The sequence below is a fragment of the Limimaricola cinnabarinus genome, from assembly GCF_002723615.1.
Taxonomy (GTDB): domain Bacteria; phylum Pseudomonadota; class Alphaproteobacteria; order Rhodobacterales; family Rhodobacteraceae; genus Limimaricola; species Limimaricola cinnabarinus_B.
In genome coordinates this window covers 36,097-56,192 of record NZ_KZ304958.1, presented here as the reverse complement: position 1 = coordinate 56,192, position 20,096 = coordinate 36,097, and the positions used below count along the sequence as shown (strand labels likewise).

20 protein-coding genes and 1 riboswitch are annotated in these 20,096 nt (G+C 69.3%); of the genes, 7 read left to right on the top strand and 13 right to left on the bottom strand.

What is annotated here, in order from left to right:
- Positions 1–256 precede the first annotated feature (256 nt).
- From CJ301_RS09790 to CJ301_RS09780, 3 genes are read right to left on the bottom strand one after another with little or no spacing between them, the layout of a single operon-like run.
- Positions 257–1,054 carry a metal ABC transporter permease gene (locus CJ301_RS09790; protein ID WP_173812346.1) on the bottom strand — a complete coding sequence of 266 codons (798 nt, stop codon included), beginning with the start codon at positions 1,052–1,054 and terminating at the stop codon, positions 257–259.
- Complete coding sequence (locus CJ301_RS09785; RefSeq protein ID WP_099276822.1) at positions 1,051–1,815, bottom strand: metal ABC transporter ATP-binding protein; 765 nt, start codon at positions 1,813–1,815, stop codon at positions 1,051–1,053. Before CJ301_RS09785 ends, CJ301_RS09790 begins: the two co-directional genes overlap by 4 nt.
- Before the next feature lie 4 nt (positions 1,816–1,819).
- Complete coding sequence (locus CJ301_RS09780) at positions 1,820–2,296, bottom strand: transcriptional repressor (RefSeq protein ID WP_099276820.1); 477 nt, start codon at positions 2,294–2,296, stop codon at positions 1,820–1,822.
- A gap of 86 nt (positions 2,297–2,382) precedes the next feature.
- On the opposite strand from CJ301_RS09780, the gene CJ301_RS09775 reads away from it, so the two are divergent.
- From CJ301_RS09775 to CJ301_RS09755, 5 genes are all read left to right on the top strand, one after another.
- Positions 2,383–3,381, top strand: coding sequence for a zinc ABC transporter substrate-binding protein (locus CJ301_RS09775; RefSeq protein ID WP_099276818.1), 999 nt, complete (start codon positions 2,383–2,385; stop codon positions 3,379–3,381).
- Positions 3,382–3,417: 36 nt separating this feature from the next.
- Positions 3,418–3,636, top strand: a riboswitch (cobalamin riboswitch).
- A gap of 207 nt (positions 3,637–3,843) precedes the next feature.
- Positions 3,844–4,635 (top strand): ABC transporter ATP-binding protein, encoded by a 792-nt coding sequence (locus CJ301_RS09770; protein WP_099276816.1) that lies wholly within the window; start codon positions 3,844–3,846, stop codon positions 4,633–4,635.
- A gap of 3 nt (positions 4,636–4,638) precedes the next feature.
- Positions 4,639–5,583: an ABC transporter substrate-binding protein gene (locus CJ301_RS09765; protein WP_099276814.1), complete on the top strand. Its 945-nt coding sequence runs from the start codon at positions 4,639–4,641 to the stop codon at positions 5,581–5,583.
- On the top strand, positions 5,580–6,659 hold the full coding sequence (locus CJ301_RS09760) for a FecCD family ABC transporter permease (RefSeq protein WP_099276812.1): 1,080 nt from the start codon (positions 5,580–5,582) through the stop codon (positions 6,657–6,659). Before CJ301_RS09765 ends, CJ301_RS09760 begins: the two co-directional genes overlap by 4 nt.
- 77 nt (positions 6,660–6,736) lie before the next feature.
- A complete protein-coding gene (locus tag CJ301_RS09755) occupies positions 6,737–6,958 on the top strand; it encodes a hypothetical protein (RefSeq protein ID WP_099276810.1) in 222 nt (73 codons plus the stop codon).
- A gap of 17 nt (positions 6,959–6,975) precedes the next feature.
- Here CJ301_RS09755 and CJ301_RS09750 read toward each other — a convergent pair whose 3' ends face one another.
- The 10 genes from CJ301_RS09750 to CJ301_RS09705 form a co-directional block, all read right to left on the bottom strand.
- Complete coding sequence (locus tag CJ301_RS09750; RefSeq protein WP_099276808.1) at positions 6,976–7,680, bottom strand: FadR/GntR family transcriptional regulator; 705 nt, start codon at positions 7,678–7,680, stop codon at positions 6,976–6,978.
- Complete coding sequence (locus CJ301_RS09745; protein WP_099276806.1) at positions 7,677–8,510, bottom strand: sulfite exporter TauE/SafE family protein; 834 nt, start codon at positions 8,508–8,510, stop codon at positions 7,677–7,679. The genes CJ301_RS09750 and CJ301_RS09745 overlap by 4 nt, the downstream gene beginning before the upstream one ends.
- 1 nt (position 8,511) lies before the next feature.
- Complete coding sequence (locus CJ301_RS09740; RefSeq protein ID WP_099276804.1) at positions 8,512–9,261, bottom strand: DUF1028 domain-containing protein; 750 nt, start codon at positions 9,259–9,261, stop codon at positions 8,512–8,514.
- A gap of 2 nt (positions 9,262–9,263) precedes the next feature.
- Positions 9,264–11,048, bottom strand: coding sequence for a gamma-glutamyltransferase family protein (locus CJ301_RS09735; protein ID WP_099276802.1), 1,785 nt, complete (start codon positions 11,046–11,048; stop codon positions 9,264–9,266).
- Positions 11,049–11,069: 21 nt separating this feature from the next.
- A complete protein-coding gene (locus CJ301_RS09730) occupies positions 11,070–11,990 on the bottom strand; it encodes an ABC transporter permease (protein WP_216823274.1) in 921 nt (306 codons plus the stop codon).
- Positions 11,990–12,934: an ABC transporter permease gene (locus CJ301_RS09725; RefSeq protein WP_099276800.1), complete on the bottom strand. Its 945-nt coding sequence runs from the start codon at positions 12,932–12,934 to the stop codon at positions 11,990–11,992. The genes CJ301_RS09730 and CJ301_RS09725 overlap by 1 nt, the downstream gene beginning before the upstream one ends.
- Positions 12,935–12,998: 64 nt before the next feature.
- Positions 12,999–14,510, bottom strand: coding sequence for an ABC transporter substrate-binding protein (locus CJ301_RS09720; RefSeq protein WP_099276798.1), 1,512 nt, complete (start codon positions 14,508–14,510; stop codon positions 12,999–13,001).
- A gap of 28 nt (positions 14,511–14,538) precedes the next feature.
- The gene (locus CJ301_RS09715; protein WP_099276796.1) at positions 14,539–15,648 is read right to left on the bottom strand and encodes an ABC transporter ATP-binding protein; all 1,110 of its coding nucleotides are present in this window, start codon (positions 15,646–15,648) and stop codon (positions 14,539–14,541) included.
- Positions 15,645–16,631 carry an ABC transporter ATP-binding protein gene (locus CJ301_RS09710; RefSeq protein ID WP_099276794.1) on the bottom strand — a complete coding sequence of 329 codons (987 nt, stop codon included), beginning with the start codon at positions 16,629–16,631 and terminating at the stop codon, positions 15,645–15,647. Before CJ301_RS09710 ends, CJ301_RS09715 begins: the two co-directional genes overlap by 4 nt.
- Before the next feature lie 530 nt (positions 16,632–17,161).
- Positions 17,162–17,992, bottom strand: coding sequence for a bifunctional allantoicase/(S)-ureidoglycine aminohydrolase (locus CJ301_RS09705; protein WP_099276792.1), 831 nt, complete (start codon positions 17,990–17,992; stop codon positions 17,162–17,164).
- A 195-nt stretch (positions 17,993–18,187) separates the two neighbouring features.
- Between CJ301_RS09705 and puuE the strand changes: the two genes are divergently transcribed.
- The gene (gene puuE, locus CJ301_RS09700; RefSeq protein WP_099276790.1) at positions 18,188–19,597 is read left to right on the top strand and encodes an allantoinase PuuE; all 1,410 of its coding nucleotides are present in this window, start codon (positions 18,188–18,190) and stop codon (positions 19,595–19,597) included.
- Positions 19,594–20,082: an ureidoglycolate lyase gene (locus tag CJ301_RS09695; protein WP_099276788.1), complete on the top strand. Its 489-nt coding sequence runs from the start codon at positions 19,594–19,596 to the stop codon at positions 20,080–20,082. The genes puuE and CJ301_RS09695 overlap by 4 nt, the downstream gene beginning before the upstream one ends.
- Positions 20,083–20,096: the final 14 nt, after the last annotated feature.

Genomic DNA, 20,096 nt, shown 5'->3' with positions numbered 1-20,096 from the left:
CCGGGAACTGGAGTTTCCGGGTCTTCCCGCGCAAAGCCCGGCCCTTCGATTTCGCCGGCTGCGTATTTCGGCCAACGAGGCCGCGCGGCCGCGGCTCAGAGCCCCGAGCGTAGGATCAGCCTTCCCGGCAGCATCAGGGGCCGCCAGACGAAAGCAGAAGACGGCGGCGAAGCACGACAAGCGCCGCAGCCGGGCCGAAGCCATGTTCGCCCGGAAGGATCGGCGGCACCGGGGGACCGCGCCTGCATGCCCGCCCTTACGCCGCCCGGCGCAGGCCCGAGGCGACGGTCGAGGCGCTGAAGAGCAGCGCGGTGACGCAGACGATGGTCGGGCCGGTGGGCGTGTCGAGCGCATAGGAGGCGTGCAGCCCCGCCCAGGCCGAGACCATCGCCACGAGCGCCGCGAGAAGGCCCATGCGCTCGGGCGTCGAGGCAAAGGGCCGGACCGTGGCGGCGGGGATGATCAGCAGCGCGGTGATCAGCAGCACGCCGACCACCTTGATCGCCACCGCGACCACCACGGCGAGCGCCAGCGTCAGAACCAGCTGCTCGCGCTTGGGGTCGATCCCGGAGGCGCGGGCAAGATCGGGGTTGAGCGTCGCGGTCAGCAGCGCCGACCAGCGCCAGCCGATCAGCGCCAGCACCAGAAGGGCACCGCCCCAGACCACGGCGAGATCGGCGCGCGACACCGACAGGATGTCGCCGAAGAGATAGGCCATGAGGTCGATCCGCACGCCGTCGAGGAAGGTCACGCCGACGAGGCCGAAGGCCAGCGCCGAATGGGCCATGACACCGAGCAGCGTGTCCATCGCGTAGCCGCGCCCCGAGATCAGGGCGACGATCGTCGCCATCATCAGCGCCACCACCAGCGTCCCGATGAAGACCGGCAGCGACAGCGCCAGAGACAGCGCCACGCCGAGGATCGCCGCATGCGCGGTCGCGTCGCCGAAATAGGCCATGCGCCGCCAGACCACGAAGCAGCCCAGCGGCGCCGCCGCGAGGCCGGTGCCGATCCCGGCGAGCGTCGCGCGGGTCATGAAGTCGTCGAGGATCATTCTGCGGCATCCTGCGGTTGGTCGTGATGGTGGTGGTGATGCGGGTGGTCGTGCCCGTGATCATGGTGATGGCGGTAGAGCGCCAGCGCGCCGCGCGTCCCGGCCCCGAACAGCCGCCGGTAGTCCGGCGCGGCGGCGACCACCTCGGGCGTGCCCTCGCAGCAGACATGACCGTTGAGGCAGATCACCCGGTCCGAGGCGCTCATCACCACATGCAAATCGTGGCTGACCATCAGCACGCCGCAGCCGGTGTCGCGGCGCACCTCCGCGATCCGCTCGTAGAAGGCCGCGGAGCCCGGCTGGTCGAGCCCGGCCGTGGCCTCGTCGAGGATGAGAAGCTGCGGCGCTTCGAGGATGGCCCGGGCCAGCAGCGCGCGCTGGAACTGGCCGCCCGACAGCGCCGCCATCTGCCGCCCCCCGATTTCCGGCACGCCGGCCCGCTCCAGCGCCTCGCGGGCGCGGGCCGAGGAGATCCGGCGCGGCAGGCCGAGAAAGCGTTCGACCGTCATCGGCAAGGTGGGGTCGAGCACGAGCCGCTGCGGCACGTAACCGATCCTGAGCCCGCCGGCGCGCTCCACGCCGCCGGTGGTCGGGCGCACGCCGCCGAGCAGCGCGGCGATCAGCGTCGATTTGCCGGAGCCGTTCGGCCCGACGATGGTGACGATCTCGCCCGCCTCGACCCGAAGATCCACATTGTGCAGGACCGTCGTCTCGCCATGGCGGACGGTGAGGTTTCGTGCGGCGATCAGGGGATGCGACATGGGATCAGGCCGTGGGCGCGCAGGCGGGACAGAGGCCCTCGGCCTCGCGCACGGCCCGTTCGACGACGAAGCCCGCCCGCCTGGCGACACGGTCGATCTCGCCCTGCGCCGCGTTGGCCTCGGCCTCGACCACGCGCTCGCAGGCGCGGCAGATCAGGAAGACCGGCGCATGCGCATTGTCGAGATGCGAGCAGGCGATGAAGGCGTTGAGCCGCTCGATCCGGTGCGCGAACCCGTTCTTGGTCAGGAATTCGAGCGCCCGGTAGGCCACCGGCGGCTGCGATCCGAGCCCCTCGGCGCGCAGATGTTCGAGAATCTCGTAGGCGCCCATGGCCCGGTGCTCGGAGAGCAGGATTTCGAGCACGCGCTGGCGCGCCGCCGTGAGCTGGAGGTTTCGCTCCGCGCAGATCTGGACCGCCGAGGCGACGCCTGCGGCGATGCAGCTGCGGTGATCATGCGCTTCGAACGCCTGGCTGGTCATTGCACTCTCCCGCATGGGATGGGGTTGATATGTTATATCATACGATCTATGGGGTGTCGTGTGTTATATAATCACAGGAGCTTCCGATGTCCATCACCTCCGCAGGATCGCTGATCGGCAGCGTTATCGCCCTGACCGCCGCCACCGCCGTCACCGCGGAGGTGCCGCGTGTCGCCACCGACATCGCGCCGGTGCACAGCCTCGTGGCCCGCGTGATGGACGGGCTCGGCACCCCCGATCTCGTCGTGCGGGCGGGCGGCTCGCCGCATGACTATTCGCTGCGCCCCTCGGAGGCGCGCGCGCTCGAACGGGCGGATGCGGTGTTCTGGGTCGGGCCGGCGCTGGAGCCCTGGCTCGGGGGCTCCATCGACACGCTGGCCCCGGAGGCGCTGGTGGTCGAACTGCTCGACGCGCCGGGCACCGTCACGCTCGACTTCCGCGAGGGCGCGGTGTTCGACGACCACGACCATGGCGACGGGGCGCATGGGAGTACGCATGACGAGGCGCACGAGACCGACGCGGCGCATGACGACCATGATCATGATGACGATCACGAGGAACATGACCATGAGGGGACCGACCCCCATGCCTGGCTCGACCCCGAGAACGGCAAGGTCTGGCTCGACCTGATCGCCGATGAGCTCGCGGCGCTCGACCCCGAGAACGCCGACACCTATCGCGGCAACGCCGCCGCGGGCCGGGACGAGATCGACGCGGCCATGGCCGATGCGCGCGCGGCGCTGTCCTCGGCCGGCGAGATCGAGTTCGTCGTGTTCCATGACGCCTACCACTATTTCGAGAACCGCTTCGGGATCTCGGCGGCGGGCGCGATCTCGCTTAGCGACGCCTCCGATCCGAGCCCGGCCCGGATCGAGGAGGTGCGCGACAGGGTCCGCGATCTCGGCGTCGCCTGCGTCTTTTCCGAGCCGCAGTTCAACCAGAACCTCGTCGAGACCGTCACCGAAGGCACGTCGGCCCGCGCGGCGGTCATCGATCCGATCGGCCTCGACCTCGAGGAAGGGCCGGGCTTCTACCCCGCCCTGATCCGGTCCGTCGCCGAGGACATCGCCGGCTGCGCCTCCTGAGGCAGCGCCCGGCTTGCCTTTCGTGCCCGCGGCGTGGCAAGGCTTTGGGATGATGGTTCCCGTTGGCCCCCGAGGGCGACGCGGGATGAAAAGGGAATACGGTGAGGTGTAGCCAAAAGGCGCCGACTCCGTGACTGCCCCCGCAACTGTGAGCGGCGAGCGATTCCGAGAATGCCACTGGGTGTCCCCACCCGGGAAGGTTCGGAAAAGCGCTGACCCGCAAGTCAGGAGACCTGCCATCGTGGATGTCATTCAAACCGGGCGGGGTGTCCCGGACAGGAGGCCATGATGGCTTGTCGGCCCGTGCCGAACCGAAATTGCCGGTCCCTGCCCCTGCGCACCCCGCAACTGCGCGGAGGGCTGCATGGGCCGGACCCGAATTCGATCACTCACCTCTTTCATTAGAGACGCCGCTCTTGGCACCGGCCATGGGCCGGGCCGCATGACCACGGAGCCGCCGCAATGAGCGCCGCCTCGATCAGCGCCACCGATCTGGGCTGGGGGCCGCGCCGCGGCCCGGACATCCTGAACGGTGTGAGCTTCACGCTCTCCGCCGGCCGAAGGCTGGGCGTGGTCGGGGCCAATGGCGCGGGCAAGTCGACGCTGCTGCGGCTGCTCTACCGGTTTCACCGGCCCCGAAGCGGCACGGTCCGCATCGATGGCGAGGACATATGGGCCATGCCGCCCCGCGCCGCCGCGCGCCGCGTCGCCGCCGTGCTGCAGGAGCAGCCGACGGATTTCGCCCTGAGCCTGCGCGAGATCGCGGCGCTGGGGCGGGTGCCGCATCGGCGCGGGGGCGCGGCGCCGGGCGAGGAGGACGCGGCGATCGTCGAGGCGGTGCTGCGAAGGCTCGATCTTTCGGGATTGGCCGAACGCCGCTTCGGCGCGCTGTCTGGCGGCGAGAAGCAGCGCGCGATGCTGGCCCGCGCGCTGGTGCAGGAGCCGCAGGTGCTGATCCTCGACGAGCCGACCAACCATCTCGACATCCGCCACCGGCTCGAACTTCTGGAGATGCTGCGCGGGCTCGACGTCACCATCGTCACCAGCCTGCACGATCTCGATCTCGCCTTCGATCTTTGCGACGAGGTGCTGGTGCTCTCTCGCGGCGAGATGATCGCACTCGGCCCGCCCGAGACCGCGCTCGACGCGGCGACCGTCGCCCGCGCCTTTGCCGTCACCGCCCGCCGCGAGCGTCTCGAACCCTCGGGACGCAGCCGCCTCACCTATGCGCTCGCTTCCCGCGACAGGAGCTGACCCATGACCCGATCCCTCCTTTTCCTCGCCGCCCTCCTCGCCTCTCCCGCCAAGGCGCAGGCCTTTCCCGTGACGGTGCAGAGCTGCGACCGCGAGATCACCGTCGAGGCCCCGCCCCGGCGGGCGGTCTCGAACGACGTCAACCTGACCGAGATGATGCTGGCGCTCGGCCTGCAGGACCGCATGGCCGGCCATACCGGCATTTCCGACGCGCGGACGGTCCACGGGCCGTTGCAGGCCGCGCTCGCGGAGATCCCGGAGCTGTCGCCGCGATATCCGGGGCGCGAAGTGCTTTTGGGCGCGAATGCCGATTTCTATTTCGCCGGCTGGAATTACGGCATGTCCATCGGCGGCGAGGTCACGCCGGACAGGCTCGCCCCCTTCGGCATCACGGTCTACGAGCTGGCCGAGAGCTGCATCCACGTGATGGAGAAGCCCCGGGCCAGCCTCGATGATCTTTATACCGACATCCGCAATCTCGGTGCGATCTTCGGGGTCTCGGAGCGGGCCGAGGCGCTCATCGCGGGCTGGCGGGCCGAGCTTGCCGCGCTGTCGGACGCGATCGGGACCGGCACGCCGCCGCGCGTCTTCGTCTATGACAGCGGCGAGGACACGCCCTACACCGCCGGGCGCTACGCCATGCCGACCGCGCTGATCGAGGCGGCGGGCGGGGTCAACATCATGCAGGATTTCGGCAAGAGCTGGGCCATGATCGGCTGGGAAGAGGTGATCGCCCGCGACCCGGAGGTGATCGTGATCGTCGATTACGGCGAGGTCACCGCCGCCCAGAAGCGCGACTTTCTGACGTCCAACCCGGCCCTCGCCGGTCTCACCGCCATCCGCGAGGACAACTTCGTCATCCTCGATTATGTCGCCGCCACGCCGGGGCCGCGCAACATCGAGGCGGTGGGCCTTCTGGCGCGGGCCTTTGCCGGGGCGGTGGAATGACCGGCTCTTCGCTCTCGGTCGCCCGGACGCCCCCCCGCCGGCGGGCCGGGCTGTTTCCCGCCGCGCTCGGCCTGGCGGTGCTAATCCTCGGCCTGTCCTTCACCGCCGCCGTCAGCGTCGGCGCGGTGCCCATCGCGGCCGGGACGGTCTGGGGCGTGATCGCCGACCGGCTCCTGCCCGGCCTGGTCGAGACCGCCTGGCCCGCCGGTCACGAGGCCATCATCTGGGAGCTGCGGGTGCCGCGGACGATCCTCGCCGGGCTGGTGGGGGCAGGGCTTGCGCTGGTGGGGGCCGGGTTGCAGGCGGTGACGCGAAACGCGCTGGCCGATCCGCACCTGCTCGGGATCTCCTCTGGCGGGGCCTTCGGCGCGATCACCGCGCTCTTGCATACCGGGCTGATCCTCGGTCTCGCCACGGTGCCGCTCTTCGCCTTCGCGGGCGCGCTTTGCGCGATGGCGCTGGTGCTCGGCGTGGCGCGGCTGGCCGACGCGGCCTCGGCCGAGCGGCTGGTGCTGGCCGGTGTCGCGGTGTCCTTCGTCGTGATGGCCGGGGCCAACGTGATGATCTTTCTGGGCGATCCGCGCGCGTCGCATATGGTGATCTTCTGGATGCTGGGCAGCCTCGGCCTCGCGCAATGGTCGCAGCTTGTCTTCCCCGCCTTTGCCTTGGCGGTCTGCGGCGCATGGCTGTGGAGCAGGGCGCAGGATCTCGACGCGATGACCATCGGCGACGAATCCGCCGCGACCCTGGGCATCCCGGTGGCGCGGTTCCGGCTGGAGGTGTTCGTGGCAGGCGCGCTCCTGACCGGCACCATGGTGGCCTTTTCGGGCGTGATCGGTTTCGTCGGGCTGATGGTCCCGCATGTCGCCCGGATGATGGTGGGGGGCGGCCATGCCCGGGTGCTGCCGCTTTCGGCGCTGCTCGGCGCGGTGTTCCTGATCTGGTGCGACCTGCTGTCCCGCACCGTGATGGCGCCGCAGGACATGCCGATCGGCGTGGTGACCGGTCTCGTGGGCGGGCTGTTCTTCGTCTGGCTGCTGGGCCGGCGACAGGGCGGCGCGCCGCGCCGGGCATGATCGTCTTGGCAACGCAGCGCTTTTGTGGTGCGATCGCGGGCGGCACCCGTGCCGGTCGAACCTGCAAGGAGGATCCGATGGAGCGTGCATTCGAACACGACGGCGAAGCCTGCCGGATCGAGGCGAGGCTCGAAGACGATGTCTGGCATGTCCGGGCCATGCGCGGCGACAAGGTGGTCTGCACCGCCGGGCGCGTGCCGGGGGCCTATCGCCGCGATGCGGAGAGCCTCGGGGGGGCCGACCCCCTGACGGCGATGCTCGATGCCTATGAGCGCAGGATCAGGGCGGGCGAGCTCTAGGCCGCCCGCGCCTGTCTTCATTCCCTGGCCAGCTCGCCGCCGAGGGCCGTCTCGTGGCGGCGCACCCGCAGCATCGTGCTCGACACGGTGAGCAGGTGCTGCTCCATCTCGGCGGCGGCCTCGGCCGGGCGGCGCCCGGCGATATGCGCATAGAGCGCCGCGTGCTGGCGGCCCAGCGTCGATATCCGCTCGGCCGAAAGCGTCTCGCGGCGGCGGTCGGTCCATTGCGCGTGGCGGCGCACCGCGCGGATCGACTGGTGGATCGTCAGGAACAGCGGGTTGTGCGCCAGCTCGGCGATCTTGAAGTGAAAGATGTCGTCCGCCGTCTCGTAGCCGCGCGGATCGTCGGGCGTCAGCGTCGCCTGCATCAGCCGCTCCAGCACCACGAGTTCCTCGGGCGTGGCGCGCTGCGCGGCATGGGCGGCGAGCGCCGGCTCGATCTCGAGCCGGACCTCCATGAGATTGTGCGGCGTGACGCAGCGCACCAGCGTCTCTATGCCGCCGCCCGCGGGCGGCGGTGCGGCGAAGGTCCCCTGCCCCTGTCGCCGAAAGATCGTGCCTTCGGCCTCGAGCACGCCCAGAAGCCGCCTGAGCCGCGCCCGGCCAAGCCCGAGCCGCTCGGCCAGCTGCCGCTCGGGCATCACCTTGCCGTTCGACAGCAGGCTCTCGTCGCGCAGCCCCTCGCGCAGCCGATCGAGCAGCGTTTCGTCATCCCCGCTCATGCCACCCCCGTTGCCGATGCCAGATCCCATAGCATGCGCGCCGATGTCAGCGCCAGAAACACCCCGAAGGAGAGGCGCAGCGCGCGTTGCGGGATCGAATGGGCGAGCTTCACGCCGACGCCCGCGAAGCTGGTGGTCAGCGGGATGATCACCGCCACGGCCACGAGGTTGACATAGCCCAGCGAAAACGGTGGCAGCCCCTCGGCCCCGAGCCCGGTCAGCATGTAGATGATCGCGCCGGGCAGGCCGATCACGAAGCCGATCGCGGCGGAGGTGCCGACGGCGCGGCGGATGTCGTAGCCGAGGAAATTGAGGAGTGGCACGCAGACCGTGCCGCCGCCGATCCCCATCATCGACGAAACCGTGCCCGCAAAGACCCCGAACCCCGCCCAAGCGGGTTTCGAGAAGCCCTTCGGCGTCACCTCCCCCTTGCGCCCGCGCAGCACCATGTCGAGCGCCACCGCCGCCGCCACCGCCGCGAAGACCGCGATCAGGATGCGCCCGTCGATCAGCCCGCCGGTGAAGCTGCCCAGCACCACGCCGACGAGGATCGAGGGCGCCCAGAGCTTCAGCAGGCCCGCATCGATCGCGCCCTTCCTGTAATGCCCGCGGGCGGAAGACAGCGAGGTGAAGACGATGGTGGCGAGCGAGGTGCCGACCGCGAGCTGCATGGTCAGCCCCGGCTCCATGCCGGTGAGCGACAGCGCGAAATAAAGCGCGGGCACGATGACGATGCCACCGCCCACGCCCAGAAGCCCGGCGAGGATGCCGCCCGCGACACCCGCCCCGACGGCGACGCCCAGAAGCGTCAGGATCGTGCCGAGATCCATCTCAGGCCCCCGTTTCGGTCGCGCGCGAGCGCGAGACGCGGCCCTCGGCGCGGCGGCGCGCCTCGGCCGCCTCGATGGCCCGGTCGATCGGCGCGCGATCGGTGAGCCCCGAGAAGTTCTCGGCGGTCGGCATCGCGCCCGCGACATGCAGGTAACGCTCGTCGGCCACGTCGAGCAGGCGGCGCAGCTCGGCCAGCGGATCGGCGTCGTCATCCACCCGCAGCGACAGGAAGGGGTAGTCCTGCCCGCGATGCACGGTCAGCCCCGCGGCCTGGCGTCCGCGCCTGTCGCCGCCCGCTTCCTCGCCCGCCTCCATCGCCGCGAGCAGGCGCTCGGCCATGGTGCCTTCGGCCTTTTCATAGGCCGCGAAGGTCGCCTCGACGACGCCCGCATCCACCAGCATGTTGCCCGCGACGGAATGGGTCTTCCCGACCAGATGCCCGGCCCAGTCGATGCACTCCGCCCCGGTATGCGCGGCAAAGTCGCCTTGCGCGTCCATCATGTGACACTGGCGGATCGCCTGCGCCGCGTCGCGGGATTTCAGATCGGCCAGCACCGAGCTTGCGCCTTCGCCCGCCGCGAGGCGCTGGCGCCCCTCGACGCCCCAGAGCGGGTTGACGAAGGCCTGCGTGGCGACGGCGCAGCGCGCGCCGACATAGGGGACGGCGGCGCCAGCGGCGAAGAAGCGCGAGGCGACGGCGAGGCCGATCTCGCCGGTGTCCCGGTCATGCGCGATGATCGAATAGGTCATGCTCAGCGCCCCACCGCATAGGCCTGCATCAGCCGCGGCGTGGCGGCGGCGCGCAACAGCCCGTCGGGCTCGCGCAGCGCCGCTGTCAGCCGACCGACGCTCCACGGCTCGGCCACGGTCACCTTGTGGCCACGCGCGCGCAGCGCCTCGATGGTGTCCTCGCCCATAGCGGGCTCGATCATCATCTCGCCGGGCTTGCATTCGCGCGGGTAGAAGGAGCCCTGGAAATGCATCGAATGGAACAGGGCTGCGTCCATGCCCTCCTGCAGGTCCGTCCCGTGATGCACGAAGCGCAAAAACCACACCAGCTGCCACTGGTCCTGCTGGTCGCCGCCCGGCGTGCCGAAGACGAGGCCGCGACCGTCCTTTTCGGCCAGCGTCGGGGTCAGCGTGGTCCGCGGGCGGCGGCTCGGAGCGAGCGAGGTGGGCAGGCCTTCGTCGAGCCAGAACATCTGGGCGCGGGTGTTGAGCGGGAAGCCGAGGCCCGGAATGACGGGGGAGCTTTGCAGCCAGCCGCCCGAAGGGGTCGCGGCGACCATGTTGCCCCATTTGTCGATCACGTCGAGATGCACGGTGTCGCCGCGCTTTTCCGACAGGTGCGCCATGGTCGGCTCCTGCGGTGCGGCCGCGGGGTTGCGGTCGAACTCGCGGGCGGCGCGCTCGATCGCCGCCTCGGCCTGATGCTCATAGCCCTCGATCCGGCCCGGACGCTGCTCCGTCGAGGCGGTCTCGCCGATCAGCTTCGCGCGCTCGGCACCGTAGTCGTCCGAGAGCAGCAGGTTCAGAGGAACATCGGAATGGGCCGGATCGCCGTAATGGGCCTCGCGGTCGGCATAGGCGAGCTTCATCGCCTCGATCACGGTATGCACGAAGTCCGGCCCGTTCGGGTCCATCGCCGCGAGGTCGAAATTCTTCAGGATCGAGAGCGCCTGCAGCAGCACCGGCCCCTGCCCCCAAGGCCCGGTCTTGTGGACCGTCCAGCCATGGTAGTCGATCGAGACCGGCGCCTCGTAGCTCGCGCGCCAGCCCGCCATGTCGGCCTTGGTCAGCACGCCGCGGTTCCTGCGTTCGGAGACGTCATGCACCTCGGCTTCCTTGAGGTAGCCCTCCACCGCCTCGGCGACGAAGCCCTCGGCCCACATCGCGCGGGCCGCGTCGATCCGCGCCGCGCGGCTGCAGCCCTCGGCCTTCGAGAGCCGCTCATAGGTGTCGGCGAGGTCGGGGTTGCGGAACAGCTCATGCGCTTCGGGCGCGCGGCCCTGCGGTGCCCAGACCTTGGCGGAGGTCGGCCATTCGGTCTGGAAATATTCCACCAGCCCCTGCATCGTCGCCGCCACGCGCGGCAGCACCGGGTGGCCGTCGCGGGCATAGTCGATGGCCGGGCGCATCACGTCCGCGATCTCCATCGTGCCATGGTCGCGCAGCATCAGCATCCAGCCGTCGAAGGCGCCGGGGATGACGGTCGCCAGAAGCCCGGTGCCGGGGATGAGATCGAAGCCTTGCGCCTTGTAATGCTCGATCGTGGCACCCGCGGGCGCAGGGCCCTGCCCGCAGACCACCTCGACCTTGCCCGTGCTGGCCGTGCGGAAGATCACCGGCAGGTCGCCCGCCGGGCCGTTGAGATGCGGCTCGACCACCTGCAGCACGAGGCCGGTGGCCACGGCGGCATCGAAAGCGTTGCCGCCGCGCTCGAGGATGCCCATGCCGGTGGCGGAGGCGATCCAGTGGGTCGAGGTGACGGTGCCGAAGGTGCCGCGGATCTCGGGGCGGGTGGTGAAACCGGTCATTTGTAACTCTTTTCTTGAAATTCAGTGTTCGCGCGGGTCGAGCGCGTCGCGCAGCCCGTCGCCCAGAAGGTTGAAGCCCAGCACCACGAGAAAGATTGCGATGCCCGGCCACATCGCCATCCAGGGCGCTTGGGCGAGGAAGTTCTTGGCGGTGTTGAGCATCGAGCCCCACGAGGGCGCGGGCGGCTGCTGGCCCAGCCCGAGGAAGGACAGCGACGCCTCGGCGATGATCGCGGTGGCGATGGTCAGCGTCGCCTGCACCAGCACGGGCGGCAGGATGTTGGGAAAGACGTAGCGGCGCAGGATCTTCGGCGTCGACAGGCCGATCGCATGCGCGCCCTCGACGTAATCCTCGGCCTTGACCGAGATCACCTGCCCGCGCGTCAGCCGCACGAAGACCGGCGTGGCCGAAAGGCCGATGGCGATCATGGCGTTGGTCAGCGACGGCCCGAGAAAGGCCGCGAGCGCGATGGCGAGGATCAGGAACGGCACCGCGAGGAGCGCCTCGGTGCAGCGCGAGATGATGCCGTCGGTCCAGCCGCCGAAATAGCCCGCGAGGATGCCCAAGGGCACGCCGAAGGCCACGGCGATGCCGACCGAGACCACCCCCGCCATCAGCGAGGCGCGCGCGCCCCAGACGAGGCGCGAGAGCACGTCGCGGCCGATCTCGTCGGTGCCGAGCCAATGAGCGGCCGAGGGGGCCTTGCGCACGGCGCCCCAATCGGTGGCGGTCGGATCGGGGATCGGCAGCAGCGGCGCGAAGACGGCCATCAGCACGAAGAAGCCGACGAGAATGCCGCCCAGCATCGCGGATTTGTGGCTGCGGAACTTCTTCCACACCCGGTTCTCGGGGCGCGCCGCCAGAACTGGGTCATCGGCGACGACGGTCTGGGGATCGATGGTGGCGGGGGTCGCGGGCTGGGCGGTCGCGGGCTGGGCCATCATTGCTTCCTCAGGCGCGGGTTCAGGACGAAATAGGCGGCGTCGGCGAGGATGTTCATGACGATGAAGCCGAGCGCGGTGACCAGCACGATGCCCTGGACCACCGCGTAGTCGCGGTTGAACACCGCATCGACCACGAGCTTGCCGAAGCCGGGGATGGTGAAGATCTGCTCGGTCAGCACCGCCCCCGCGATCAGCTCACCGAAGAGAAGCGCGGTCAGCGTGACGATCGGGGTGAGCGCGTTGCGGAAGGCGTGGCGCAGGATCACGCGCCGCTCGGCGAGGCCCTTGGCCCGCGCGGTGCGCACATAGTCGGATTTGAGCACGCCCAGCATGGCCGAGCGAGTGTGGCGCATCAGCGTCGCGGCAAGCGCCGTGCCCAGCACGAAGGCGGGCATCAGCATGGTCTTGATCGACAGCCACAGGTCTTCGGAGGGCGGCACGTAGCCCGAGGCGGGCAGAAGCTGCCAGTTCACCGCCACCAGCAGGATCAGCATGATGCCGAGCCAGAAATTGGGGATCGACAGGCCCGAGAGCGCCACGACATTGGCGACGTAATCGGTCACCGTGCCCTTCTTGACCGCCGAGAGGATGCCCGCCGGGATGCCGATCACCATGGCGAAGATCAGCGCCATCACCGCGAGCTGGATCGTCACGGGAAGCTTCTGTCCGATGAGCTCGGTCACCGGCTGGTTGGTCCTGAGCGAGATGCCGAGATCGCCGGTCAGCGCGCCCTTGACCCAGGCGAGATACTGCACCGGGACGGGGTCGTTCAGGCGATATTTCTCGCGCAAGAACTCGATCACCTCCGGGTCGCGCTCCTCGCCCGCCATGGCGAGCACCGGATCGCCCGGCAAGAGCTTTTGCAGCCCGAAGACGAAGATCGAGATCAGGATGACGGTCGGCAGCGCGATTGCCACGCGGCGCAGCAGGAAATTCAGCATTGGATCGTCCCGTGGGAGGGTGGACCGCGCCGCCCCCGGAGAGGGGCGGCGCGGCGGGGTCGGATCACTCGGCCTTGCTCACGCCTTCGAGGCGCAGCATGCCGTCGGGATAGGCCTTGAAGCCCTCGATGTCGTCGTCGAGCCCCCAGATCCAGGTCTGGTGATAGAGATACAGGATCGGCCCGTCCGCATCGGCGATGTCCTGGATCTGGTCGTAGAGCGCCTTGCGCTCGGCCGTGTCGGTCACGGCGCGGGCCTCTTGCAGGAGCGCGTCGACCTCCGGCTTGGAATAGCCGGAATCGTTCAGCCCGCCTTCGCTGTGCAGGAAGATGTGGGTATTGCCATCCGGATCGACCCGGCCGGACCAGCCGATCTGGCTGGCTTCGAAGGCGCCCGCCGCCTGATCGTTCAGCAGCGTCGCGAACTCCTTGGCGCGCAGCGTGATATCGACACCGGCCTCGGCGGCCATGGACTGGATCACCTGCATGACCTGCTGCGGCTGAGTGCTGTTGGGCACCTGAACCTCGAGGGGAAGGCCGTCGGGATACCCCGCCTCGGCCAGCAGCGCCCGGGCCTGCTCGACATCGCGGCCCTGCAGCGGGTTGTCCGCATCGTACCACGGCGAGGCCGGGGGAAAGGGCTGGTTCGCCGGCTGATAGGCCCCCTCGAACACCACCTGATTGAGCGCCTCGCGGTCGATCAGAAGGCTGAGCGCCCGGCGCAGGCGCGGATCGTTGCCCCAGGGGTTGTCGCCGCGCTCGCCGTTTTCGAGGTTGAAGGTCAGGCCCTGATAGCCGAGCGACACCACCGGCTCGACCTCGATCCCTTCGGCGGATCTGGCCTGCGGCAGATCGGTGGCGGCGAGCCTGTCGATGATGTCGACATCCCCCGATTGCAGGTTCGCGAACCTGACCGTGTCATCGGGGATCGGCAGGTAGGTCACGGTATCGAAATTGATCTCGTCGGCGTTCCAGTACTCCGCGAACTTGGACAGCACGATGCGGTCCTGCGCCACGCGCTCCTCGAACTTGAAAGGGCCCGAGCAGACCGGGTTCAGGCCGAAATCATCGCCCGCCTCGGCGGCCGCCTTGGGCGACAGCATCATGCCGGCCCGGTCGGCGAACTGCGCCAGAAGGGTCGCGTCCGGCCCGCCAAGGTGAAGCCGGATCTCGTGCGGACCCAGGATCTCGGTCTCGGTGATCGAGGACAGCTCGGTCTTGCGCTGGCTCTGGCCCAGGGTCTGGGAACGCTCGATGTTGTCGGCCACGGCCTGCGCGTCGAAGACGGTCCCGTCATGAAACGTCACCCCCTCGCGCAGCTGCAGGGTAAGCTGGGTGTTGTCCTCGTTCCAGCTCCATTCGGTGGCAAGCTGCGGGACGATCTCCAGATCGGGGGTGATGTCGACCAGCTTGTCGCACAGCGCGGTGAAGACGATGCGTCCGACGAAGGAGCGGCCCGGATCGGGATCGAGAATGTCGGGATCGGATTGCAGCGCGACCCTTAGATCGGCGGCCTGCGCCGAAAGCGCGGTGGCGCTCAGGAGCGCCGCAAGCAGCGTGGTCTTGCGGAAAGTCATGCGTGTACCTCTGTCTGTCGGTCCAAGTTCAGGCTTCGGCGTTGGCCGCCGTTCTGGGGTGTGGTGTCGTGGCCTGCGTGGCTGCCTCGTAGAGAGCGAAGCGTCTTTGCGCGCCTTCGCTGAGCCCGGCGGCGGGGGTGAGGCCCGCCGCCGGGCGGTCTGCCGCGATCTCCTGCCAATAATGACAGGCGACGCGGGATTCCTGTGTTGCCGCGCCAAGCTCGGGGATGCGCGTCGCGCAATCCTCGCGGGCAAAGGGGCAACGGGTATGAAAGCGGCAGCCCGAAGGCGGGGCCGCGGGGCTCGGCGTTTCGCCCGAAAGCGCCAGCCGGGTCCTGGCCCGGCCATGCGCGGCCTCGGGGATCGCGGAGAGAAGCGCCATGGTGTAGGGGTGACGCGGATTGGCAAAGATCTCGTCGGTCGGCCCGCTCTCGACCACCTGGCCCAGATACATCACCGCGACCCGGTCGCTCATGTGGCGGATCACGGCGAGGTCATGGGCGATGATCACCAGCGTCATGTCGAGCTCGGACTTCAGATCATGCAGCAGGTTGACCACCTGCGCCTGCACCGAAACGTCGAGCGCCGAGACCGGCTCGTCGCCGATCACGAGGCGCGGGTTCGAGGCCAGCGCGCGGGCGATGCCGATCCGCTGGCGCTGCCCGCCCGAGAACTCGTGCGGATAGCGGTCGGCATGCTCGGGGCGCAGGCCGACGGTGCTCAACAGCCGGGCCACCTCCTGCCGGCGCTGCGCGCGGCTGAGCCCGGGCCGGTGCGTCTCGATCGGCTCGCCTACCAGCTTGCCGACGCTCATACGCGGGTTGAGCGAGGAAAACGGGTCCTGGAACACGAATTGCATGTCGCGGCGCAGCTCGCGCAGATCGCGCCCGCGGATGCCCGCGATGTCGCGCCCCTCGAACTCGATCGCCCCCTCGGTCGGCTCCAGAAGCCGCATCAGCAGCCGCGCGAGGGTCGACTTGCCGCAGCCGGATTCGCCGACGATGGCAAAGGTCTCGCCGCGCCGGACCTCGATCGACACGCCGTCGACCGCGCGCACCAGCTTGGTTTCGGCCATGAAGCCGCCGCCGAGATGAAAATGCTTCTTGAGACCGTCGGCCTTCAGGATCGTGTCGCTCATGCCCGGCGCTCCAATCTCTGGTCCAGCGGTGCGAAATGGCACGCCGCGCGGTGGCCCGGCGCGATCTCGGCGAGATCGGGGCGGCTGGCGCAGACCGGCGCCGCGAAGGGGCAGCGCGAGGAAAAGCGGCAGCCCTCGGGCATCTGGCCGATGCCCGGCACCGAGCCCGGCACCGTCGAGAGACGGCGGCGCGGGCCGGTGAGCGAGGGGACGGAGGCCATCAGCCCGATGGTGTAGGGGTGCTGCGGGTCGTTGAAGATCGCCTCGGCGGGGCCGTATTCGACCACCTGCCCCGCATACATCACCGCCACGTCGGTCGCGATCTCGGCCACCACGCCGAGATCATGGGTGATCATGATCGTGCCCATGCCGGTCTCGGCCTGCAGCTCGGCGATCAGCTCGAGGATCTGCGCCTGCACCGTCACGTCGAGCGCGGTGGTCGGCTCGTCGGCGATCAGAAGCTCGGGGTCATTGGCCAGCGCCATGGCGATCATCACCCTTTGGCGCATGCCGCCCGACAGCTGGTGCGGGTATTCGCCCATCCGCTGCTCTGGCGCGGGGATGCCGACCCGGCGCAGCATCTCGACCGCGCGCTCCCGGGCCTTGGCCTTGCCGCATTTGCGGTGCTGCTCCACGGCCTCGGCGATCTGGTCGCCGATGCGGAAGGCCGGGTTGAGCGAGGTCATCGGCTCCTGGAAGATCATCGCCATCCGGTCGCCGCGCATCGCGGCGATGCGGTCGTGATCCGAGGGGGCGAAACTTTCGCCGTCGAAGCGGATCTCGCCGGAGCCGAAGCGCACGGAGTCGCGCGGCAGAAGCCCCATCAGGGCCAGCGCGGTGACGCTCTTGCCGCAGCCCGACTCTCCGACGATGCAGAGCGTCTCGTTGCGCCCGACCCGGAACGAGATGTCCTCGACCACGTCCTGCGACTGCCCACGAAACCGGAATTTCAGTTTCTCCACCTGCAGGAGCGGTCTGTCCATATCTCGGCGGTCTCCCTCATCCACGATCCGACCCGGCACCATTGCCGAACCCATTCGCAAACCAATGCAGGATTGGTGGCAAATGATTTGCAGTCTGACAAGCCGGTAAATCAGGAAAACGGCCATGCCCCCTCGAACCGATTGCCAATCGGTTCGAGGGGGCATGTGTCATGGCAAGCAAGGGCAAGGGATGGGCGCATGGCCGCATCATCAGCTTGAGGTTGCAGGCGAGCACTCGGCGGCCCCACCCCGCCCCCCGCAGGCGGCAGCGCCCTGTGCAAGCGGCGCGGCACCGGACATCATGCGCCGCCGGGCCGGGGTCGGCATGCTGCAAGCGTCTGGATATCGTGGGAAATCCTGGAGGATCGTTCCGCCCGCGGGCCTTGGCAGGCTGCCATGCCGCGAGGCAGGCGAAGGGGCGGAAAGGCCGGTCTGCGCGGCCTTGCGCCCGGCGAACGGACCATTCGCCGGGCGCCGAAGCCAAAGGCCCGGGCTCACGCTCAGGATGCGCCGCGCGCGGCGCTTTCAGCTCAGCGGCGCGGCAGGAAACCCGCGTGGCGGTTCACGTCCTTGTAGAGAAGATAGCGGAACGGCCCCGGCCCGCCGGCATAGCAGGCCTGCGGGCAGAAGGCGCGCAGCCACATGAAATCGCCCGCCTCGACCTCGACCCAGTCGCGGTTGAGCTTGTAGACCGCCTTGCCCTCCAGCACGTAGAGCCCGTGCTCCATCACATGCGTCTCCTCGAAGGGGATGACGCCGCCGGGCTGGAAGGTGACGATGGTGACATGCATGTCGTGGCGCAGGTCGGCGGGATCGACGAAGCGGGTCGTGGCCCAGCGGCCCTCGGTGCCGGGCATCTCGGTCGGCGTGACCTCGGCATCGGAGCTGATGATCGGATCGGGCCGCTCCAGCCCCTCGACCGCCTCGTAGAGCTTGCGGATCCAGTGGAACCGCGCCGGGCCGGCGCCGCGGTTGCGCAGGCTCCAGCCCTGCCCGGCCGGAAGATAGGCAAAGCCCCCCTCGCCCAGCACATGCGTTTGGCCATTCAAGGACAGCTCGACCTCTCCGCCGACCACGAAGATCACCCCTTCGACACCGGCCTCGGTCTCGCCCCGCTCGCTGCCGCCGCCCGGCCCCACCTCCATCACGTATTGCGAGAAGGTCTCGGCAAAGCCGCTGAGCGGCCGGGCGATCACCCAAAGCCGGGTCTCGTCCCAGAACGGCAGAAAGCTCGTGGTGATGTCGCGCATCGTGCCCGCGGGCAGCACGGCATAGCTTTCGGTGAAGACGGCACGCCCGGTCATCAGCTCGGTCTGTGTCGGGTGCCCCCCGGCTTGGGCGAAATAGCTGCGCTCGGTCATGTCGATCTCCTGTGGGGTCGCGGGCCAGTCTGGCATGGCCCGGCAAGACCGGGCTAGCGCCGGCCGCCCGCAAGGTATTTCAGCCTGCGCTTGATAATCATGCAGGCTCTGCGCGAGACAGCTTCAAATTAATTCGTGCAGCCGGGCGGCCGCCTCGCCGCTATGCTGCCCGAGGCAGAAGAAGGAGATCCCCGCGTGACCCGCTATCCCCGCGACATGATCGGCTACGGCGCCGAGACCCCCGATCCGAAATGGCCGAACGGCGCCAAGATCGCCGTGCAGATCGTGCTCAACTACGAGGAGGGCGGCGAGAACAACATCCTGCATGGCGACGCGGGATCGGAAGCCTTCCTCTCGGAGATCGTCGGCGCCGCGCAATGGCCGGGCCAGCGGCACTGGAACATGGAGTCGATCTATGAATACGGCGCGCGCGCCGGGTTCTGGCGGCTCTACCGGATGCTCGAGGATCTCCCCGTCACCGTCTACGGCGTCGCCACGGCGCTGGCGCGCAGCCCCGAACAGGTCGCGGCGATGAAGGCGGCGAACTGGGAGATCGCGTCGCACGGCCTGAAATGGATCGAGTACAAGGACGCCGACGAGGCGACCGAGCGCGCCGACATGGAAGAGGCGATCCGGCTGCACACGCAGGTGGTCGGCGAGGCGCCGCGCGGCTGGTACACGGGCCGCTCCTCGGACAACACGGTGCGGCTCGTGGCCGAGAACGGCTCCTTCGCCTATGCCGCCGACACCTATGCCGACGACCTGCCCTACTGGTCGCGCTTCGGTGAGCATGACCAGCTGATCGTGCCCTACACGCTCGACGCCAATGACATGCGCTTCGCCACGCCGCAGGGCTTCAACTCGGGCGACCAGTATTTCTCCTACCTGAAGGACAGCTTCGACTGCCTCTACGAGGAAGGGCTCGAAGGCGCGCCGAAGATGATGTCGATCGGCCTGCATTGCCGCCTCGTCGGGCGGCCCGGCCGGGCGCAGGCGCTCCGGCGCTTTCTCGATTATGTCCGCCGCCACGAGGGGGTGTGGTTCGCCACGAGGCTCGAAATTGCCGAGCATTGGGCCGCGACCCATCCGCCGGTGGCGCGCGAGCGCCCCTCCGAGATGGACCGCGCGCGCTTCGTCGACCGCTTCGGCGGCATCTTCGAGCATTCGGCCTGGATCGCCGAGCGCGCGCATGACCTCGAGCTCGGTCCCGCGCATGACACGGCGGTCGGCCTGCAGAACGCGCTCGCCCGCGCCTTCCGCGCCGCCAGCGACGAGGAGCGGCTTGGCGTGCTGACCGCGCACCCCGATCTCGCGGGCAAGCTCGCGGCGGCCAAACGCCTGACCGCCGAGAGCACCGCCGAGCAGGCCAGCGCCGGGCTCGATGCGCTGACCGACGAAGAGCGCGCGCGCTTCACCGAGCTGAACGATGCCTATGTCGCGAAGTTCGGCTTCCCCTTCATCATCGCCGTGCGCGATCACGACAAGGCGGGCATTCTCGCCGCCTTCGAGGCGCGCGTGAACAGCGACCGCGACACCGAGTTCGCCGAGGCCTGCGCCCAGGTCGAGCGGATCGCGCTGCACCGGCTGAAGGCGATCCTGCCATGAGCCGCGAAATCCGCACAGAGCCGCTGACGCGCGAGGCCTTCGCCCCCTATGGCGACGTGATCGAGGCCGCGGGCGCGCCCGACAGGATCATCAATGAGGGGCTCTGCGGGCGGCACCACGACCTCGCCCGGCTCGATTTCGGGGAAGGCGGTCGCGCCGGGATCTCGGTCTTCGACGCCGAGCCGCGCGCCCTGCCTTACAGGCTCGACCTGCTGGAGCGGCACCCCGATGGCAGCCAGGCCTTCCTGCCGCTCAGCCTCGCCGCCTTTCTCGTCATCGTGGCACCCGACGAAGAAGGCCGCCCCGGCACGCCGCGCGCCTTCGTCACCACGCCGGGACAGGGGATCAACCTGCTGCGCAACACCTGGCACGGCGTGCTGACGCCGCTTGCGGCGCCGGGGCTCTTTGCCGTGGTCGACCGCATCGGCCCCGGCGCGAACCTGCAGGAGCACCGGCTCGAGGTGCCCTGGCAGATCACCGGCTGAAACCGGATGATGCG

What these genes read in the sequence shown, in the direction of transcription:
- CJ301_RS09790 (WP_173812346.1), bottom strand. Translation starts at nt 1,054, where the DNA reads ATGATCCTCGACGACTTCATGACCCGCGCGACGCTCGCCGGGATCGGC.
- CJ301_RS09785 (WP_099276822.1), bottom strand. Translation starts at nt 1,815, where the DNA reads ATGTCGCATCCCCTGATCGCCGCACGAAACCTCACCGTCCGCCATGGC.
- CJ301_RS09780 (WP_099276820.1), bottom strand. Translation starts at nt 2,296, where the DNA reads ATGACCAGCCAGGCGTTCGAAGCGCATGATCACCGCAGCTGCATCGCC.
- CJ301_RS09775 (WP_099276818.1), top strand. Translation starts at nt 2,383, where the DNA reads ATGTCCATCACCTCCGCAGGATCGCTGATCGGCAGCGTTATCGCCCTG.
- CJ301_RS09770 (WP_099276816.1), top strand. Translation starts at nt 3,844, where the DNA reads ATGAGCGCCGCCTCGATCAGCGCCACCGATCTGGGCTGGGGGCCGCGC.
- CJ301_RS09765 (WP_099276814.1), top strand. Translation starts at nt 4,639, where the DNA reads ATGACCCGATCCCTCCTTTTCCTCGCCGCCCTCCTCGCCTCTCCCGCC.
- CJ301_RS09760 (WP_099276812.1), top strand. Translation starts at nt 5,580, where the DNA reads ATGACCGGCTCTTCGCTCTCGGTCGCCCGGACGCCCCCCCGCCGGCGG.
- CJ301_RS09755 (WP_099276810.1), top strand. Translation starts at nt 6,737, where the DNA reads ATGGAGCGTGCATTCGAACACGACGGCGAAGCCTGCCGGATCGAGGCG.
- CJ301_RS09750 (WP_099276808.1), bottom strand. Translation starts at nt 7,680, where the DNA reads ATGAGCGGGGATGACGAAACGCTGCTCGATCGGCTGCGCGAGGGGCTG.
- CJ301_RS09745 (WP_099276806.1), bottom strand. Translation starts at nt 8,510, where the DNA reads ATGGATCTCGGCACGATCCTGACGCTTCTGGGCGTCGCCGTCGGGGCG.
- CJ301_RS09740 (WP_099276804.1), bottom strand. Translation starts at nt 9,261, where the DNA reads ATGACCTATTCGATCATCGCGCATGACCGGGACACCGGCGAGATCGGC.
- CJ301_RS09735 (WP_099276802.1), bottom strand. Translation starts at nt 11,048, where the DNA reads ATGACCGGTTTCACCACCCGCCCCGAGATCCGCGGCACCTTCGGCACC.
- CJ301_RS09730 (WP_216823274.1), bottom strand. Translation starts at nt 11,990, where the DNA reads ATGGCCCAGCCCGCGACCGCCCAGCCCGCGACCCCCGCCACCATCGAT.
- CJ301_RS09725 (WP_099276800.1), bottom strand. Translation starts at nt 12,934, where the DNA reads ATGCTGAATTTCCTGCTGCGCCGCGTGGCAATCGCGCTGCCGACCGTC.
- CJ301_RS09720 (WP_099276798.1), bottom strand. Translation starts at nt 14,510, where the DNA reads ATGACTTTCCGCAAGACCACGCTGCTTGCGGCGCTCCTGAGCGCCACC.
- CJ301_RS09715 (WP_099276796.1), bottom strand. Translation starts at nt 15,648, where the DNA reads ATGAGCGACACGATCCTGAAGGCCGACGGTCTCAAGAAGCATTTTCAT.
- CJ301_RS09710 (WP_099276794.1), bottom strand. Translation starts at nt 16,631, where the DNA reads ATGGACAGACCGCTCCTGCAGGTGGAGAAACTGAAATTCCGGTTTCGT.
- CJ301_RS09705 (WP_099276792.1), bottom strand. Translation starts at nt 17,992, where the DNA reads ATGACCGAGCGCAGCTATTTCGCCCAAGCCGGGGGGCACCCGACACAG.
- CJ301_RS09695 (WP_099276788.1), top strand. Translation starts at nt 19,594, where the DNA reads ATGAGCCGCGAAATCCGCACAGAGCCGCTGACGCGCGAGGCCTTCGCC.